The organism is Paenibacillus sp. OK076 (assembly GCF_900110055.1).
Classification (GTDB): domain Bacteria; phylum Bacillota; class Bacilli; order Paenibacillales; family Paenibacillaceae; genus Paenibacillus.
Genome location: NZ_FOCH01000010.1, coordinates 16087 through 33896 on the forward strand (window position 1 = coordinate 16087; position 17810 = coordinate 33896).

A 17810-nucleotide genomic window follows, 5' to 3' on the forward strand; every position below is an offset into this window, starting at 1 on the left:
ATGGAAACGGATGAAAGGAAAGTGACTATGACGCTTCAAATTTACAATACGATGAGTCGTACCAAAGAGAATTTTGTTCCTCAAGAGCCGGGGAAAGTGAAAATGTATGTGTGCGGGCCGACGGTATATGATTACATTCATATCGGGAATGCACGTCCAGTTATCTTTTTCGACACGGTTCGCGGATACCTGGAACAGACCGGTCTTGAAGTGAACTACGTCGTGAACTTCACGGATGTCGATGACAAACTCATTCGCAAGGCCGAGCAGCTTGGCACGGATGTTCCTCATGTTGCAGAGAAGTTTATTGCAGCGTATTACGAGGATCTCGAAGGGCTGGGTATTCCGAAGGCAAGCAGTAACCCAAGAGTGACGGAAAACATGCCGCTCATTATTGATTTTATCCGTGAGTTGGTTGAAAAGGACTTCGCCTATGAAAATGGCGGTGACGTATATTATCGCACAGGCAAGTTCGCGGAGTACGGCAAACTGTCGAAGCAAAACCTTCAGGAATTACAGTTCGGAATTCGTATTGGTGTAGATGAGCGCAAAGAGCATCCGGAAGATTTCGTACTCTGGAAAGCTGCAAAACCGGGTGAGATCTTCTGGTCCAGTCCATGGGGCGATGGTCGTCCGGGCTGGCATATTGAGTGTTCAGCGATGGCACGGGAGTACCTGGGCGACACGCTGGATATTCACGGTGGAGGACAGGATTTGCAGTTCCCGCACCATGAATGCGAATGCGCTCAATCCGAGGTACTGACTGGAAAACCTCTGGCAAACTACTGGATGCATAACGGATTTATCCGTATTGATAACGAAAAAATGTCGAAATCACTCGGTAACGGCGTGCTTGTTAAAGACCTCCGCAATCAATATAAACGCGAAGCCATTCGTTATTTTATGTTGTCTACTCACTATCGTAATCCATTGAACTTTACGGAAGATACGATGGAACAGGCACAGAATAGTGTAGACCGGATCGCCAATGCCGTAGGCAACCTTAATCATCGCTTGCAAGCTGTGAGTGTGGATCAGGCTGTGTCAGCAGAGTTCGCAGCGAGACTGGAGCAGATTCGTCAGCAATATCATGAGAAAATGCAGGACGACTTCAATACGCCAGATGCGATTACGGCACTGTTTGAATGGGCTGGGGAAGCTAACCAACTGTTGCAGCAAGATGTGGTAAACGCTGCGGACATTCGCGCTCTGCTGGAATTGTTCAATGAGCTGAATGCGGTGCTTCGCATCTATACGGAGGCTGAACCGGAGCTTTTGGACGAAGAAATCGAACGTCTAATTGAAGAACGTAACGAAGCGCGCAAGTCCAAAAACTGGGCGCGGGCTGATGAAATTCGGGATGAACTGTCTGCGCAGGGCATCTTGCTTGAGGATACGGCTCAAGGAATGAGATGGCGGCGCAAATGAGTGATGAACAACTGGAAAAGTTGTCTGAATCCGTCGAACATGCCGAGCAACGGGAGGAACAACAGACAGATGAACAATCTCTGAGCGTTGAGCAGGGAGGATGGTTTCCTTATCCTCCCTCTCGGCCTGCAAGGTTGATTCCTCCCATCGCTCTCGCCTATATTGGTGATGCGGTATATGAGGTAGCCGTACGGCAGTATCTGTTGTCCAAAGCCAATATGCGTCCCAACCATCTGCACCGTAGTGCAACGGGTTTGGTATCGGCGAAGGCGCAGAGCCGTATCCTCACAGGTATTGAGGCTGAGCTGACCGAGGAGGAACGTGACATTGTCAGACAAGGTCGTAATGCCAAGTCTGGCAGTATTCCCAAAAACGCAGATGTTTTGGAATATAGACATGCCACAGCTCTGGAGTGTCTGTTCGGTTACCTGTATAGCAGTGGTCGACATGACCGCATGATTGAACTAATTCGCCGGGGCATCGAGCATGCGGAGCAACATTCGCAATCACCGACAAAATAATATAAATTACAACAAAGCCGCTTCTGTAAGATGTGCCGAATAGGGTGCAGTGTAACACAGGGCGTTATAGAGAGGATCGAACAAAGATGGAAGAAGAATGGATTGCCGGTAAACACTCCGTAACGGAGGCGCTGCGTTCAGGCCGGACCATTAATAAAATATGGATTGCAGATACAGCGCAAAAACATTTGACGCAGCCCATTATCGCGGAAGCAAAAAAACTAGGGATTGTCATTCAACACGTGGACAAGCGTAAACTGGATCAAACAGTGCCGGGCGTTCAACACCAGGGTGTAGTAGCACAAGCGGCTCCTTACGCTTATGTGGAGGTTGAAGACATTCTTGCTGCAGCGGCTGCAAAAAATGAACATCCATTTTTGATTTTGCTGGATGAGATTGAAGATCCACATAATCTTGGATCGATTTTGCGGACGGCTGACTGCACAGGTGCACATGGCGTTATTGTACCTAAGCGGCGCTCAGCTGCAGTTACAGTGACGGTATCCAAAACATCAGCGGGTGCGGTGGAGTACGTGCCAGTGGCTCGTGTAAGCAACCTGGGTCAAACCATTGATCGTCTTAAGGAAGAGGGCGTATGGGTTGTGGGTACGGATGTTGCTGCTCAGGAGAGCGTGTTTGGGAACGGCGTCTTTACGGGTCCAGTAGCCGTCGTTATCGGGAACGAAAACAAGGGAATGGGACGACTGATTCGCGAGAAATGCGATGTGTTGATCAAACTGCCGATGCAAGGTCAGATTAATTCCCTGAATGCTTCCGTGGCAGCGGGTGTTGTCATGTATGAAGTGCTCCGCTCGCGCCAAGCGCAGGACTAGAAGATATGGCTGATTCCCGTGATGTGCTTCTTGTAGACGGGTACAACATGATTGGTGACTGGCCGGAGCTATCCAGATTGGCGGAGAGTGGATTGGAGGAGGCCCGCAACAGGCTTCTCTCTCGACTAGCCGACTATCAGGCGTTCTCCGGCCGGAGAGTCATTGTTGTTTTTGACGCCTACCTCGTGCCTGGACTCGGTAAATCCTTTACACAGAGCAAAGTGCAGATTTTTTTTACAAAGGAAAAAGAGACGGCAGACGAATGCATTGAGAGACTCGTTCGGGAACTAAGCACGCGAAGACGCCAAATCTATGTGGCTACAAGCGATATGGTAGAGCAGCATGTCATTTTTGGACAGGGAGCTCTGCGTGTATCCGCAAGGGAATTGCTGATCGAAGTAGAGCAGAACGAAAAAGAGTTACAGAAACGTCTGGAAGAAGATCAAGCTAAAGCAACGCGAAATACACTCGGCGGCAAGTTAAGTCCGGATGTTTTGAAGCAATTTGAGCGATGGCGCCGGGAATAACAGCACGGTTTTACAAAAATTAGAATTTTGAAACTCTTGACAATTATGTTATTGATGTTCTTTTTTAGGCAGAGCGTGGTTGACGGTGTGAGGTACCATCATATATACTGATCCTATATTTCATAGAGTAGAGTAACGGGGTACCTTGCGTTGCAGCCGGAGGGATTGTCTGTGAGTGTCGACCTCAAAGATATCATGTTATCCAAGTATGATTACCAAAGTGACGAAGACATTGTCGAAGCGGTCCGTGAAGGTGAAAGCGAAGCGCTGGAGTTTTTGATTAACAAATATCGTAACTTTGTACGCGCCAAGGCAAGATCTTATTTTCTGATTGGGGCTGACCGGGAAGATATCATTCAAGAAGGAATGATTGGACTCTATAAATCCATTAGGGATTTCAAAGGGGACAAGCTCGCTTCTTTCAAAGCCTTCGCCGAGTTGTGTATTACACGACAGATTATTACGGCAATCAAGACAGCAACACGTCAGAAGCATATTCCGCTTAATTCTTATGTATCACTGGACAAACCTATTTATGACGAAGAGTCCGATCGTACGTTACTCGATGTGATTTGTGGAACACAGGTCAGCGATCCGGAAGAACTTATCATCAATCAGGAAGAGTTTGTAGGCCTGGAAGATAAGATGTCTGAGATTCTGAGTGATCTGGAACGTAAAGTATTGATGTTGTATCTGGACGGGAGATCTTATCAAGAGATTGCAGTGGATTTGGACAGGCATGTAAAGTCCATTGATAATGCACTCCAGCGCGTCAAGCGTAAACTTGAAAAGTACCTGGAAGTTCGAGATAATTGAACACATGTTGTCGTTGACGGAAAAGGCTCGGGGTTTGAGTCTTTTTTTGCTGCCTCAAGTTTATAAAGTTAAAGAATGATTATACTAGTAATCGCTTGGTCCATGCAGGAGAAGAGAAAAACAGAGATGAGAAACTGAATGTGTTTGATAGGAACTTTTTACCCACGGATGAAAGGCTATTCTTTCATTGACATGGTTATACCCTTGTGATAAAGTGTTTTAGGTAGGCCTAAATTCGCGGCTTTTTTTTAGGATCAATTTAGAGACTCCGCTTGAATGTGGAAGTCTTCGGGAGGTGTACATCATGCGGGTAATTATTACTTTGGCTTGTACAAACTGCAAACAAAGAAATTACACTACGACAAAAAACAAGCGTAATCACCCCGACCGCATGGAGATGAAGAAATTTTGCAAGTTTTGTAACGAGCAGACTTCTCATCGCGAAACCAGATAGTTTTTTGGAGGTGTAGTCGGCGTGAAACGTAGTTTCAAATCTCTGATTTCCTTTTTCTCTGAAAGCTGGGCTGAACTTAAAAAAGTTCGCTGGCCTAATCGTAAAGAGCTGACCAACTACACATTGATCGTTCTTGGTACTGTTGTGGTTATGACGCTGTTTTTTTGGGTCGTTGATATCGGCATCTCCGCTGTGATCGAAGCGATTATTTAAGAAGGGTCCCAGGTGGCTTGATATGGAAAAAAGATGGTACGTCGTTCATACCTATTCAGGGTATGAGAATAAGGTCAAAGCCAATTTGGAAAAACGCGTAGAGTCCATGGGCATGGAAGACAAGATTTTCCGCGTTCTTGTTCCGATGGAAGAAGAAGTGGTGAACAAAGACGGTAAGAAAAAAACCGTTATGCGTAAAGTTTACCCCGGATATGTCTTGGTGGAAATGGTCCAGACGGATGACTCTTGGTACGTTGTTCGCAACACGCCAGGTGTTACGGGATTTGTCGGTTCGACAGGTTCCGGGTCCAAACCAACAGCCTTGCTGCCTGAAGAAGTGGAACAAATTCTGAAGCACATGGGCATGGTTGAACCGAAGCCTAAAATTGAATTCGACATTAAGGAATCCGTACGTATTAAAGTTGGTCCTTTTGCGAATTTTGTGGGCTCCGTGGAAGAAATTTTGGTAGACAAAAGCAAGTTGAAAGTGCACGTGAACATGTTTGGACGGGAAACACCGCTTGAGTTGGAATATACGCAAGTGGAGAAGATATAGTCTCTTCAAGTTTCTTGTGGGAGGGCTGAGAGGCCCGTTAACCACTATTTTGCAAGGAGGTGTCAATCATGGCAAAAAAGGTAATCAAAATGGTAAAACTGCAAATTCCAGCAGGTAAAGCGAATCCAGCGCCTCCGGTAGGTCCAGCTTTGGGTCAAGCAGGTGTCAACATCATGGCATTCTGTAAAGAGTTCAACGCTCGTACAGCCGATCAAGCGGGATTGATTATTCCTGTTGAAATCACAGTATTCGAAGACCGTTCCTTTACTTTCATCACTAAAACTCCACCAGCAGCAGTTCTGTTGAAAGTGGCAGCTAAAGTAGAAAAAGGATCCGGCGAACCAAACAAGAAAAAAGTCGCTACCGTTAAACGTGATGCGGTACGTCAAATCGCGGAAACAAAAATGCCTGACCTGAATGCTGCTGACGTTGAGTCTGCAATGCGTATGGTCGAAGGTACTGCCCGCAGCATGGGTATCACCATCGAAGACTAATTTTTCATCTGAAACATGGCTTCGTAAAGCCGGCCGATTCGCGGCCGGTTGATGTGGGAGGTATATCCGCTAACACCACAAAGGAGGAATATAACATGGCTAAACACGGTAAAAAATACCTGGAAGCTGCTAAGCTGATTGACAGCGAAGCAACTTACGAGCCTTCAGAAGCTGTAGAGCTTGTGAAAAAGGCAGCCACTGCAAAATTCGATGAAACAATCGAAGCAGCAGTACGCTTGGGCGTTGACCCACGTAAACAAGACCAGGCAGTACGTGGTGTTGTTGTCTTGCCACACGGCACAGGTAAAACACAACGCGTATTGGTATTTGCAAAAGGTGACAAAGCGAAAGAAGCGGAAGCGGCTGGCGCGGACTATGTTGGTGATGCAGACATGATCAACAAAATCCAACAAGGCTGGTTCGAGTTCGACGTCTGCGTAGCGACACCGGACATGATGAGTGAAGTAGGTAAATTGGGCCGACTGCTCGGCGGTAAAGGTCTGATGCCTAACCCTAAAGCCGGAACGGTAACTTTCGATGTATCCAAGGCTGTTCAAGAAATTAAAGCCGGTAAAATCGAATATCGTCTGGATCGTGCAGGTCAAATTCATGCACCGATCGGTAAAGCTTCTTTCTCGGCAGAGCAACTGAATGAGAACCTTAAAGCTCTCATGGATGCTTTGACTCGTGCTAAACCGGCGGCAGCAAAAGGTGTTTATCTGAAGAATGTAAGTCTTTCTTCCACGATGGGCCCTGGCGCACGCGTGAACGCAGCATCTTTTAGATAATATCACTTGACAGGCTTGTCCTGTTCTGATAATCTATAAAAGTTGTGAGTCCGAGTGACTGACCGTTGACATTTGAATATGCTTACCGTAGACAGTAGGTGCCATTTTGGCTTAATTTCCTGCCGAGGTGTGATTATAGAACTTAGAACGATGTAAATCGGTTATGAGTATATATCAAGCCTTCGTGATTCTACGGAGGCTTTTCTTAATGGGATAAATTTGATCAGGAGGTGTACAGTTTGGCAAACGCAAAAGTGATTCAAGCAAAACAAGAGTCCGTTGATGCAGTAACAGCTAAATTGCGCGAGAGCGCGACTAGTGTTGTTGTTGACTATCGCGGTTTGAACGTTGCCCAAGTAACTGAGCTGCGTAAGCAGCTTCGTGAAGCCGGAATCGAATTCCAAGTGCTGAAAAACTCGTTGCTTCGCCGCGCAGCAGCTGCAGCAGAACTGACAGAACTTAACGAAGTACTGACAGGTCCTAGTGCAATTGCATTCAGCGTAGACGACGTAGTGGCTCCAGCCAAAATTCTGAACGACTTCGCGAAAAAGAACGATGCACTGGAATTGAAAGGTGCAGTCGTAGAAGGTCGCGTAATCGGAGTACAAGAAGTCAAAGCGTTGGCAGAATTGCCATCCCGCGAAGGTCTCCTTTCCATGCTCCTCAGCGTGCTTCAAGCGCCAGTGCGCAACTTCGCGCTTGCGGTTAAAGCTGTTGCTGAAAAAGAAGAACAAGGCGCGTAAGCAACTTGATCTGAATGCTGCTTAGGCAGTGATGAAATACAAAAAAAATAATATTATATATGGAGGTTCAATCATGAGTAAAGAGCAAATCTTGGAAGCAATCAAAGGCATGACTGTACTGGAATTGAATGATCTCGTTAAAGCAATCGAAGAAGAATTCGGCGTAACTGCTGCAGCTCCAGTAGCTGTTGCAGGTGGCGGAGCTGCTGCAGCTGAAGCTGAGCAATCCGAATTTGACGTAATCTTGACTAACGCTGGTGCTTCCAAAATCAACGTTATCAAAGCAGTACGTGAAATCACAGGTCTTGGCTTGAAAGAAGCAAAAGAAGTGGTTGACAACGCTCCAAAACCACTGAAAGAAAAAGTAAGCAAAGAAGAAGCAGAAGCGGTTAAAGCTAAGCTTGAAGAAGCAGGCGCTACAATCGAAGTTAAATAATTTAGCTTTCATTAGCTAGATGAACAAAACAACAAACCCCTTGACTTATATCAAGGGGTTTGTTGCTGTAATTGTAAATGGAAAGTGAGTGAGGACATGTCCAATCATTATTATTCGGACAAACCGCAGGTGGCACATGACAGACGGGCTACAGAAGCGGAGCTACGCGGATGGAAATTACGACTCGTTACGGATGCAGGGGTATTTTCCAAAAACGGAATCGATTACGGCAGCAGAGTGTTGATTGATGCTATAGAGTTGCCTGCTGGAGCTCATGTACTGGATGTGGGCTGCGGGTATGGACCCATTGGTCTTACAGCAGCTAAACTTGTACCGGATGGACATGTCACCATGATCGATATCAATGAGAGAGCGGTTGAGCTTTCCAGGGAAAATGCAAAAGCGAACGGTATAACGAATGTAACGGTTATGCAAAGCAACCTTCTGGCTGAGGTTAAAAAGGAAGACTTTGACGCAGTTCTGACCAATCCTCCGATCCGTGCCGGTAAGGAAACCGTGCATGCGATCTTTGAACAGGCATATCGTCATTTGAAGTTGGGCGGAGCGTTATGGATTGTCATTCAGAAAAAGCAGGGAGCGCCTTCGGCGAAAGCGAAGCTGGAATCTCTCTTTGGACGAGTGGAGGAAGTAACGAAGGATAAAGGTTACCGAATTTTCAAAGCGGTAAAATTGGAAGAGGCGCCTTTAAACTAAATTCAGATTTGTAAAGTAAGCAGGGTGGTATTTTTTTTGCAATAGGACTATTGACTTGAAATTCAGGTCGTGGTATTATTGTAAAATGTCAGTATTAAGATGCCCTACTTGGCTTTAGCTAACTAAAAATGTCAACCTTTTTTACGCCGAACGGGCTTATTATGCCTACGTTTGGCGTATAATATGTACATTTTGGGCAAACTGGGGATATGTATGATTTGGAAAGACATCCGCCGATCAAAGTTGCTCTTTTTTCGAACGACATTCGAGTAAGGGCTTTTCTTTATTTGTGGATGCATTGCTTTGCTCTGTATGTGTACCATTATAAGGTTACAAACAGAGGTTCGCAACGAAATTTTTAAAGTGAGTAGACATTGAGGGGTGAGTTTAAGTTGGCAGGACATCTTGTTCAATATGGTCGACGCACTCGGCGCAGTTATGCACGAATTAACGAGATACTCGAAGTTCCGAACCTGATTGAGATCCAACAAAAATCTTACGATTGGTTTTTGGAGGAAGGGTTGCGCGAAATGTTCCAGGATATCTCGCCGATCCAGGATTTTACAGGCAACTTGATTTTGGAATTTATCGATTACAGTCTCGGTGAACCGAAGTATACAGTAGATGACGCGAAAGAGCGTGACGTTACTTATGCAGCACCGCTTCGGGTCAAAGTCCGGCTCATTAATAAGGAAACCGGCGAAGTCAAAGAGCAGGAAGTATTCATGGGAGATTTCCCGCTGATGACCGACACCGGCACATTTATTATTAATGGTGCGGAACGGGTTATTGTCAGCCAGTTGGTTCGCTCTCCTAGCGTTTACTTCAGTACCAAAGTAGATAAAAACGCCAAAAAAACGTATACCGCTACAGTTATTCCTAACCGCGGCGCTTGGCTCGAACTGGAGATGGACGCGAAGGATGTTGTTTACGTCCGGATCGACCGCACACGTAAAATACCGGTGACGGTTCTCCTGCGTGCACTTGGTTTTGGCACAGACGCTGAGATTCTGGATCTGCTCGGTAATGACGAATATATCCGCAATACGCTGGACAAAGACAATACGGATTCCACGGAGAAAGCGCTGATTGAAATTTATGAGCGTCTTCGTCCGGGCGAGCCACCAACGCTGGATAATGCGAAAAGCTTGCTCGTAGCCCGTTTCTTTGATCCAAAACGTTATGACCTGGCTAATGTGGGTCGTTACAAAATCAACAAAAAGCTTCACATCAAGAACCGTTTGTTCAACCAACGTTTGGCTGAGTCTCTTGTGGATACCGAAACTGGCGAAATTATCGCTGAAGCAGGTCAAATGATTGACCGCCGTTTGTTGGATGAAATCATGCCGCAGCTGGAGAAAAGCGTTGGTTTCCGCACATATCACGTGGGCAACGGCGTTTTGGATGCCAATGATATCCCGATGCAAACGATTGATGTATTTTCACCGATTGAGGATGGTAAGGTCGTTAAACTGATTGCCAATGCTAACATTGATAAATCAGTGAAGAACGTTACACCGGCTGATATCATTTCCTCCATCAGCTACTTCATTAACCTTTTGCACGGCATCGGAAGCACAGATGATATCGATCACCTGGGTAACCGTCGTCTCCGCTCGGTTGGTGAACTCTTGCAAAACCAATTCCGTATCGGTTTATCCCGTATGGAACGTGTAGTTCGTGAGAGAATGTCCATTCAGGATGCTAACGTAATCACGCCTCAGGCATTGATTAACATACGTCCTGTTATCGCATCCATTAAAGAGTTCTTCGGTAGCTCCCAATTGTCACAGTTTATGGATCAAACGAACCCACTGGGTGAGTTGACGCATAAACGCCGTCTGTCCGCACTCGGACCGGGTGGTTTGACACGTGAGCGTGCCGGCATGGAAGTCCGTGACGTGCATCCATCCCACTATGGCCGGATGTGTCCAATCGAGACACCAGAGGGACCAAACATTGGTTTGATCAACTCCCTGTCGACATTTGCCCGTGTGAACGAATATGGATTCATTGAAGCTCCTTATCGCTGGGTAGATCCGAAGACTGGTGTCGTAACCGAGCAAATCGATTACCTGACAGCAGACGAAGAGGACAACTATGTCATCGCGCAAGCGAATGCGAAGCTGAATGAAGACAGCACTTTTGCCGAAGAAGCGATCATTGTACGTTACAACAAGCAGTCGGATAACATCCTTACGATGCCGAGTGAACGTGTTGACTACATGGACGTATCTCCTAAGCAGGTAGTATCTGTCGCTACGGCGCTCATTCCGTTCCTTGAGAACGATGACTCCAACCGTGCACTCATGGGATCGAACATGCAGCGGCAAGCCGTTCCACTCTTGATTCCTAAAGCTCCGCTGGTCGGAACAGGTATGGAACACAAAGCCGCAAAAGATTCCGGTGTATGTATTGTCTCCAAATATGACGGGATTATTGAACGTTCTTCTGCGAATGAGATTTGGTTGCGTCGTGTTGAAGAAGTCGATGGTCAAGAAGTTAAAGGCGATATCGTTAAATATAAATTACACAAATTTATGCGTTCGAACCAAGGAACATGCATTAACCAACGTCCGATTGTCAAAAGAGGTGCTGTTGTCAAAGCTGGCGACATCCTTGCAGACGGTCCTTCGACGGAAATGGGTGAATTGGCTCTGGGACGTAACGTCGTAGTTGCCTTCATGACTTGGGAAGGTTACAACTACGAGGATGCGATCTTGCTCAGTGAAAAACTCGTTAAAGAAGATGTGTATACATCCATTCATATCGAGGAATATGAGTCTGAAGCACGTGATACTAAACTCGGACCTGAAGAGATCACACGTGATATCCCGAACGTTGGGGAAGAAGCGCTGCGTAATCTGGATGAGCGCGGTATTATCCGTATCGGTGCTGAAATCAGTGCCGGTGACATTCTGGTTGGTAAAGTAACACCAAAAGGTGTAACGGAACTGACTGCTGAAGAACGTCTCCTGCATGCGATCTTCGGTGAGAAAGCGCGTGAAGTACGTGATACTTCCCTGCGTGTACCTCACGGTACTGACGGTATCGTAGTTGATGTAAAAGTCTTTACCCGTGAAAACGGTGATGAACTGCCTCCAGGTGTTAACCAACTCGTTCGTGTCTATATCGCTCAAAAACGGAAAATTTCCGAGGGTGATAAAATGGCCGGACGTCACGGTAACAAAGGGGTCGTGGCTCGTATCCTGCCGGAAGAAGATATGCCTTTCCTGCCGGACGGTACACCAGTTCAAATCGTTCTTAACCCGCTGGGCGTACCTTCCCGGATGAACATCGGTCAAGTACTTGAAGTTCACTTGGGTATGGCAGCCATGCAGCTCGGTATTCACGTAGCTACTCCTGTATTCGACGGAGCGAAGGAGTATGACGTCTTCGATACGATGGAAGAAGCAGGTATGCAGCGTAATGGTAAAACCGTTCTGTACGACGGACGTACGGGAGAAGAGTTCGAACGTGAAGTTACTGTCGGCGTCATGCATATGATCAAGCTGGCGCACATGGTTGACGATAAAATCCATGCTCGTTCCACAGGTCCTTACTCACTCGTTACGCAACAGCCTCTGGGTGGTAAAGCCCAGTTCGGTGGACAACGTTTCGGGGAGATGGAAGTATGGGCGCTTGAGGCTTATGGTGCGGCCTATACACTGCAAGAAATCTTGACTGTTAAGTCCGATGATGTTGTAGGTCGGGTGAAAACGTATGAGTCCATCGTCAAAGGCGAGAATGTTCCGGAACCAGGTGTTCCTGAATCATTCAAAGTATTGATCAAAGAGCTGCAAAGCTTGGGTATGGACGTTAAGATTTTGAGCGAAGATGAGCAAGAGATTGAAATGAAAGAAATGGACGATGAAGATGACGCTGCGAGCGATAAGCTCAGCCTCAACCTTGAGGGTACAGAGGTCGGAGCGGAGTAACCGCTTCGGGCGCATGATGACCGGCGTTTTTCATCAGGCTCGCGTCTTGCTCCGGCTTCGGCCGGAGGGGGCGTAACCTAGAATACAGGACTTGGTTAAGGAGGGTTGCTCCTTGTTGGACGTCAACAATTTCGAATACATGAAGATCGGGCTTGCTTCCCCAGAAAAAATTCGTTCTTGGTCCCGCGGAGAAGTGAAAAAACCGGAAACGATCAACTATCGTACGTTGAAACCGGAAAAAGAAGGGCTGTTCTGCGAAAAGATTTTTGGCCCTACAAAAGACTGGGAATGTCATTGCGGTAAATACAAACGCGTCCGTTATAAAGGCGTTGTCTGTGATCGTTGTGGCGTTGAAGTGACACGTGCGAAAGTACGCCGCGAACGGATGGGCCATATTGAGCTCGCTGCTCCGGTATCGCACATCTGGTACTTCAAAGGTATTCCGAGCCGCATGGGTCTCGCTTTGGATATGTCTCCAAGATCTCTTGAGGAGATTATTTATTTTGCATCATATGTAGTAACTGATCCAGGAGAAACTCCACTGGAGAAAAAACAGCTGTTGTCCGAGAAAGAATACCGCAGCTACCGTGAGAAATACGGATATGGATTCCAAGCTGGCATGGGTGCAGAAGCCGTTAAAAAACTGCTTCAAGACCTTGATGTGGATAAAGAGCTCGAATTCCTGAAGGAAGAGCTCCGCACTGCACAAGGACAACGTCGTAACCGTGCGATTAAACGTTTGGAAGTTATCGAAGCATTCCGCAACTCGGGTAATAAACCTGAGTGGATGATCATGGATGTACTTCCTGTTATCCCGCCAGAACTTCGTCCTATGGTACAGCTGGATGGTGGACGTTTTGCAACGTCTGACCTGAATGACCTGTATCGCCGTGTAATCAACCGGAACAACCGTCTGAAACGTTTGCTTGACCTGGGCGCGCCAGACATTATCGTGCAAAATGAAAAACGGATGCTGCAGGAAGCTGTTGACGCATTGATCGACAATGGCCGTCGTGGACGCCCTGTAACGGGTCCTGGTAACCGTCCTTTGAAATCCCTCAGCCACATGCTGAAAGGTAAACAAGGACGTTTCCGTCAGAACTTGCTCGGTAAACGGGTTGACTATTCCGGTCGTTCCGTTATCGTAGTCGGACCTTACCTGAAAATGTATCAGTGCGGTCTGCCTAAAGATATGGCACTTGAACTGTTCAAGCCTTTTGTTATGAAAGAGCTTGTAAATAAAGGCCTTGCCCACAACATCAAGAGCGCTAAACGTAAAGTTGAGCGTGTAAGTCCTGAAGTATGGGATGTTCTTGAAGAAGTAATTAAGGAGCACCCGGTTCTGCTGAACCGTGCCCCAACACTTCACAGACTCGGTATTCAAGCATTTGAACCGATTCTCGTTGAAGGTAAAGCAATCCGTCTTCACCCGCTCGTATGTACGGCATACAATGCCGACTTTGACGGTGACCAAATGGCCGTGCACGTTCCGTTGTCTGCTGAAGCTCAAGCAGAAGCACGTATCCTGATGCTTGCATCAGGTAACATTTTGAACCCGAAAGACGGTAAACCGGTTGTTACTCCTTCCCAGGATATGGTCCTTGGTTCTTACTACCTGACCATGGACAACAAGGAAGAAAAAGGAACAGGTATGATTTTGCGCACAGTAAACGAAGCTGTATCCGCGTACCAACGTGGTACTGCAGGTTTGCATGCTCGTGTAGCGATCCCGGTTAGAGCACTTGGCAAAACAAGCTTCACCGACGAACAACAAGATGCAATGTTGCTGACTACTGTCGGCAAAATCATCTTTAATGAAATCTTCCCGGCAAGCTTCCCTTACATCAATGATGCAACTCGTGCGAACCTTTACCAAGGTACCGCTGAGCATTCATTTGTATATGAGAAGGGTGCTGACCTTAGAGAAGCGATTATGAACGCTCCTTTGGCTGGTGGTGTCGGTAAAGAATATCTCGGTTCGATCATCGCACGTTGCTTTGAAATTTATCATACAACGGAAACAGCCGTTATTTTGGATAAAATCAAACAACTCGGATTCACATACTCCACTCGTGCCGGTATTACGGTTGCGGTATCGGATGTTATCGTTCCGGAAGAGAAAACCGAAATTCTTAGACAGTCGGAAGAAAAAGCACAAATCGTTACGAACCAGTACCGTCGTGGTCTGATTACGAACGAAGAGCGCTATGACCGCATCATTGATATCTGGTCGAAATCGAAAGATGATATCACCGAGATTCTGATGAAATCGATGGATCGTTATAACTCCATCATGATGATGGTTGACTCCAAAGCGCGGGGTAACAAATCGCAAATTACCCAATTGGGCGGTATGCGTGGTCTGATGGCCAACCCATCTGGTCGAATTATCGAACTCCCAATCAAATCGAACTTCCGTGAAGGTCTGACAGTACTCGAGTACTTTATTTCCACTCACGGTGCGCGTAAAGGTCTCGCGGATACAGCCCTGCGTACAGCCGACTCAGGTTACCTGACTCGTCGTCTCGTAGACGTTGCACAAGACGTGATCGTGCGTGAAGATGATTGTGGTACAGATAAAGGCTTTACGGTAAGTCGTATTCAGGATGGTAAAGAGGTTATCGAGGATCTCTATGACCGTATTGAAGGCAGATACTGCTTCGAAACTGTTCGTCATCCGGAAACAAAAGAAGTTATTGCACACCGCAATGAGCTGATTGACTCCGATAAAGCAGAAGCAATCATCAAAGCTGGCGTAACTAAATTGCAAATCCGTTCCGTACTCAGCTGCCGTGCTCGTCACGGTGTTTGCAAGAAGTGTTATGGTCGCAACTTGGCGACTGGTAAACACGTGGAAATCGGTGAAGCAGTTGGTATTATCGCAGCACAATCCATTGGTGAGCCAGGAACACAGTTGACAATGCGTACATTCCACACCGGTGGTGTAGCCGGAGACGATATTACGCAAGGTTTGCCGCGTATCCAGGAATTGTTTGAGGCTCGTAATCCTAAGGGTCAAGCAACAATCAGTGAGATTGATGGTGTTGTCAAAGAGATTCGCGAAGCGAAAGATCGTCGTGAAATCGAAATTCAAGGTGAAGCAGAATCCAAAGTTTACTCTGTTACCTACGGTTCCCGTGTGCGCGTAAGCGAAGGCATGGAAATTGAAGCTGGTGACGAGTTGACAGATGGTTCTATCGATCCAAAAGAAATGCTGCGCATTAAAGGCGTACGTGGCGTACAGAACTACATTTTGCAGGAAGTACAGCGCGTATACCGTAACCAAGGCGTAGAAATCAATGACAAACACGTTGAAGTTATGATCCGTCAAATGTTGCGTAAAATCCGTATCGTCGATGCAGGGGACACTACGCTGTTGCCAGGATCATTCGTGGATACGCATGAGTACGAAAGAGCTAACAAAACAGCGATTCTGAGTGATAAAGAGCCAGCGGTTGCGAAACCAATCCTGCTCGGTATTACGAAAGCATCCCTGGAAACAGACTCATTCCTCTCAGCGGCATCGTTCCAAGAGACTACACGTGTCCTGACAGATGCAGCGATCAAAGGTAAAGTCGATCAGTTGCTCGGTCTGAAGGAAAATGTAATCATCGGTAAATTGATTCCTGCAGGTACGGGCATGAACCGTTACCGCAGCATCAAATTTGCTGAACCAGAAGATGGCCAATCTTCAGTAGAAGAACTTGAGCCAGTTTCGGTTGATTAAATTGATTTGCTAACTTTATTCTAATTAATAGGATAAGTTAAGGTTTTGTATGCCAGGGGGCGGACGACTGTTTTATACGGACGGACGTTTCCCGGTATAGCAAAACTTGCAAGAAAATGTTTTAGGATTAGCATTGACATTGCTTGCGCTAGATGCTAATATATCAAAGGTGCGTGGGCAGCTGATTGTATATGGTCCTATTCGGAGGAATGAACAATGTCTAATGAAAAAGGTCTGCAAGATGCTCATGTCAAAATTGGTACCAAACAGACCATGCGGATGGTCCAGTCAGGAATGGCTGCTGAAGTCTATGTGGCTGAAGATAGTGATCCGCAGCTCACTTCCAAAATCATTGCCTTGTGTGAACAACACAATGTGAAGTACACGAAAGTGGACACAATGAAAAATCTCGGCAAAGCTTGCGGGATTGGAGTGGGAGCAGCAATGGCTGCTGTCGCAAAATGATAGAGTAAGGAACGTTTTTGTCCGAGAACTTTTAGGGATTCTCCAAGGCAAAAACTTTTCATTTGTCTTTTTATGAACCGCCTGGGTCTGTGGACTTAGCGTAAAGAGGTTTATAAAGAAACATGAACAATTGAGGAAGGGGGTGGCAATCACATGCCAACTATTAACCAACTGGTTCGTAAAGGACGTCAAGCTAAAGTTGACAAGTCCAAATCGCCAGCTTTGCAAAAAGGGTTCAACGCTTTGAAACGTGAATCTACTAACATCAGTGCCCCACAAAAACGTGGTGTCTGCACTCGTGTAGGTACAATGACTCCACGTAAACCAAACTCTGCACTTCGTAAGTATGCCCGTGTTCGTTTGACGAACCGTCTCGAGGTAACTGCTTATATCCCGGGAATCGGACATAACCTTCAAGAGCACAGCGTTGTGTTGATCCGCGGAGGTAAAGTTAAAGACCTTGCAGGGGTTCGTTATCACATCGTTCGTGGAGCTCTTGATACTGCAGGCGTAAACAACCGTATGCAAGCTCGTTCGAAATACGGTGCTAAACGTCCAAAAGCTAAAAAAGCCTAAAACATTAATAAGTAGCCATCCTATTTACCTTTTGGATTAATATCTGAAAATGTTGGATTGGCTCAACAAGAAAGAAAGGGGGATATCCATGCCACGCAAAGGTCCAGTTACGAAAAGAGACGTGTTGCCAGATCCGGTATACAACTCCAAGTTGGTTACTCGTTTGATCAACCGCATCATGCTCGACGGAAAACGCGGTGTTGCTCAAAGCATTCTGTATAATGCGTTCAAGTTGATTCAAGAACGTACGGGTAATGACCCGATGGAAGTATTTGAAGCAGCAATCAAGAATATCATGCCAGTCCTGGAAGTTAAAGCTCGCCGTGTCGGCGGTGCCAACTACCAAGTACCAATCGAGGTAAAACCAGAGAGACGTACTTCTTTGGGATTACGTTGGCTCGTGAACTACTCCCGCAACCGCGGTGAGAAAACAATGGAAGAGCGTTTGGCGGCTGAGATCATCGACGCTTCCAACAACACAGGCGCTTCCGTTAAGAAACGTGAAGACACGCACAAAATGGCTGAAGCAAACAAAGCGTTTGCTCACTACCGTTGGTAGGATTCAGTTCACAATAATAACT

At 46.5% G+C, this 17810-nt stretch carries 18 protein-coding genes and 1 other annotated feature; all 18 genes read left to right on the forward strand.

Going from position 1 to position 17810, the window contains the following annotated elements:
• Positions 1–27 precede the first annotated feature (27 nt).
• The 18 genes from cysS to rpsG all read left to right on the forward strand — a co-directional run bounded on the left by cysS (position 28) and on the right by rpsG (position 17788).
• Positions 28–1428 carry a cysteine--tRNA ligase gene (cysS, locus tag BMY78_RS31265; RefSeq protein WP_090905275.1) on the forward strand — a complete coding sequence of 467 codons (1401 nt, stop codon included), beginning with the start codon at positions 28–30 and terminating at the stop codon, positions 1426–1428.
• Positions 1425–1949 carry a Mini-ribonuclease 3 gene (locus BMY78_RS31270; protein ID WP_256222558.1) on the forward strand — a complete coding sequence of 175 codons (525 nt, stop codon included), beginning with the start codon at positions 1425–1427 and terminating at the stop codon, positions 1947–1949. Before cysS ends, BMY78_RS31270 begins: the two co-directional genes overlap by 4 nt.
• Before the next feature lie 86 nt (positions 1950–2035).
• Positions 2036–2782: a 23S rRNA (guanosine(2251)-2'-O)-methyltransferase RlmB gene (rlmB, locus tag BMY78_RS31275; protein ID WP_090905277.1), complete on the forward strand. Its 747-nt coding sequence runs from the start codon at positions 2036–2038 to the stop codon at positions 2780–2782.
• A 5-nt stretch (positions 2783–2787) separates the two neighbouring features.
• On the forward strand, positions 2788–3309 hold the full coding sequence (locus BMY78_RS31280; protein WP_076292158.1) for an NYN domain-containing protein: 522 nt from the start codon (positions 2788–2790) through the stop codon (positions 3307–3309).
• A 171-nt stretch (positions 3310–3480) separates the two neighbouring features.
• Entirely contained in the window at positions 3481–4125 is a 645-nt protein-coding gene (sigH, locus tag BMY78_RS31285) for an RNA polymerase sporulation sigma factor SigH (RefSeq protein ID WP_024633601.1), read from the forward strand.
• 304 nt (positions 4126–4429) lie between these two features.
• Positions 4430–4579, forward strand: a complete 150-nt coding sequence (gene rpmG, locus BMY78_RS31290; protein ID WP_072735843.1) for a 50S ribosomal protein L33 — start codon at positions 4430–4432, stop codon at positions 4577–4579.
• 21 nt (positions 4580–4600) lie between these two features.
• Positions 4601–4792, forward strand: coding sequence for a preprotein translocase subunit SecE (gene secE / locus BMY78_RS31295; RefSeq protein ID WP_024633600.1), 192 nt, complete (start codon positions 4601–4603; stop codon positions 4790–4792).
• Between the two features lie 22 nt (positions 4793–4814).
• Positions 4815–5348 (forward strand): transcription termination/antitermination protein NusG, encoded by a 534-nt coding sequence (gene nusG / locus BMY78_RS31300; protein ID WP_024633599.1) that lies wholly within the window; start codon positions 4815–4817, stop codon positions 5346–5348.
• Positions 5349–5416: 68 nt separating this feature from the next.
• Complete coding sequence (gene rplK, locus BMY78_RS31305; protein ID WP_076292159.1) at positions 5417–5842, forward strand: 50S ribosomal protein L11; 426 nt, start codon at positions 5417–5419, stop codon at positions 5840–5842.
• Positions 5843–5937: 95 nt separating this feature from the next.
• Positions 5938–6630: a 50S ribosomal protein L1 gene (gene rplA / locus BMY78_RS31310; RefSeq protein WP_024633597.1), complete on the forward strand. Its 693-nt coding sequence runs from the start codon at positions 5938–5940 to the stop codon at positions 6628–6630.
• Between the two features lie 67 nt (positions 6631–6697).
• Positions 6698–6846: a sequence feature (ribosomal protein L10 leader region), on the forward strand.
• Between the two features lie 23 nt (positions 6847–6869).
• Positions 6870–7373, forward strand: a complete 504-nt coding sequence (gene rplJ / locus BMY78_RS31315) for a 50S ribosomal protein L10 (protein WP_076292160.1) — start codon at positions 6870–6872, stop codon at positions 7371–7373.
• A gap of 73 nt (positions 7374–7446) precedes the next feature.
• On the forward strand, positions 7447–7809 hold the full coding sequence (rplL, locus tag BMY78_RS31320) for a 50S ribosomal protein L7/L12 (RefSeq protein ID WP_090905279.1): 363 nt from the start codon (positions 7447–7449) through the stop codon (positions 7807–7809).
• 96 nt (positions 7810–7905) lie between these two features.
• A complete protein-coding gene (locus BMY78_RS31325) occupies positions 7906–8523 on the forward strand; it encodes a class I SAM-dependent methyltransferase (protein WP_090905281.1) in 618 nt (205 codons plus the stop codon).
• Positions 8524–8915: 392 nt separating this feature from the next.
• Positions 8916–12461 (forward strand): DNA-directed RNA polymerase subunit beta, encoded by a 3546-nt coding sequence (rpoB, locus tag BMY78_RS31330; protein ID WP_090905283.1) that lies wholly within the window; start codon positions 8916–8918, stop codon positions 12459–12461.
• A gap of 112 nt (positions 12462–12573) precedes the next feature.
• Entirely contained in the window at positions 12574–16188 is a 3615-nt protein-coding gene (rpoC, locus tag BMY78_RS31335) for a DNA-directed RNA polymerase subunit beta' (protein WP_076292164.1), read from the forward strand.
• A gap of 216 nt (positions 16189–16404) precedes the next feature.
• A complete protein-coding gene (locus BMY78_RS31340) occupies positions 16405–16653 on the forward strand; it encodes a ribosomal L7Ae/L30e/S12e/Gadd45 family protein (protein ID WP_076292165.1) in 249 nt (82 codons plus the stop codon).
• 153 nt (positions 16654–16806) lie between these two features.
• The gene (rpsL, locus tag BMY78_RS31345) at positions 16807–17229 is read left to right on the forward strand and encodes a 30S ribosomal protein S12 (RefSeq protein WP_056697677.1); all 423 of its coding nucleotides are present in this window, start codon (positions 16807–16809) and stop codon (positions 17227–17229) included.
• Between the two features lie 88 nt (positions 17230–17317).
• Positions 17318–17788 carry a 30S ribosomal protein S7 gene (gene rpsG, locus BMY78_RS31350; protein ID WP_007432586.1) on the forward strand — a complete coding sequence of 157 codons (471 nt, stop codon included), beginning with the start codon at positions 17318–17320 and terminating at the stop codon, positions 17786–17788.
• The last annotated feature ends 22 nt before the right edge of the window (positions 17789–17810 follow it).

Bases quoted from the DNA above. Each gene is read 5' to 3' on its own strand.
- rpsL (WP_056697677.1), top strand. From the start codon at position 16,807: ATGCCAACTATTAACCAACTGGTTCGTAAAGGACGTCAAGCTAAAGTT.
- rpsG (WP_007432586.1), top strand. From the start codon at position 17,318: ATGCCACGCAAAGGTCCAGTTACGAAAAGAGACGTGTTGCCAGATCCG.
- BMY78_RS31280 (WP_076292158.1), top strand. From the start codon at position 2,788: ATGGCTGATTCCCGTGATGTGCTTCTTGTAGACGGGTACAACATGATT.
- nusG (WP_024633599.1), top strand. From the start codon at position 4,815: ATGGAAAAAAGATGGTACGTCGTTCATACCTATTCAGGGTATGAGAAT.
- cysS (WP_090905275.1), top strand. From the start codon at position 28: ATGACGCTTCAAATTTACAATACGATGAGTCGTACCAAAGAGAATTTT.
- rplK (WP_076292159.1), top strand. From the start codon at position 5,417: ATGGCAAAAAAGGTAATCAAAATGGTAAAACTGCAAATTCCAGCAGGT.
- BMY78_RS31325 (WP_090905281.1), top strand. From the start codon at position 7,906: ATGTCCAATCATTATTATTCGGACAAACCGCAGGTGGCACATGACAGA.
- BMY78_RS31340 (WP_076292165.1), top strand. From the start codon at position 16,405: ATGTCTAATGAAAAAGGTCTGCAAGATGCTCATGTCAAAATTGGTACC.
- rpmG (WP_072735843.1), top strand. From the start codon at position 4,430: ATGCGGGTAATTATTACTTTGGCTTGTACAAACTGCAAACAAAGAAAT.
- BMY78_RS31270 (WP_256222558.1), top strand. From the start codon at position 1,425: ATGAGTGATGAACAACTGGAAAAGTTGTCTGAATCCGTCGAACATGCC.
- rplA (WP_024633597.1), top strand. From the start codon at position 5,938: ATGGCTAAACACGGTAAAAAATACCTGGAAGCTGCTAAGCTGATTGAC.
- rlmB (WP_090905277.1), top strand. From the start codon at position 2,036: ATGGAAGAAGAATGGATTGCCGGTAAACACTCCGTAACGGAGGCGCTG.
- rplL (WP_090905279.1), top strand. From the start codon at position 7,447: ATGAGTAAAGAGCAAATCTTGGAAGCAATCAAAGGCATGACTGTACTG.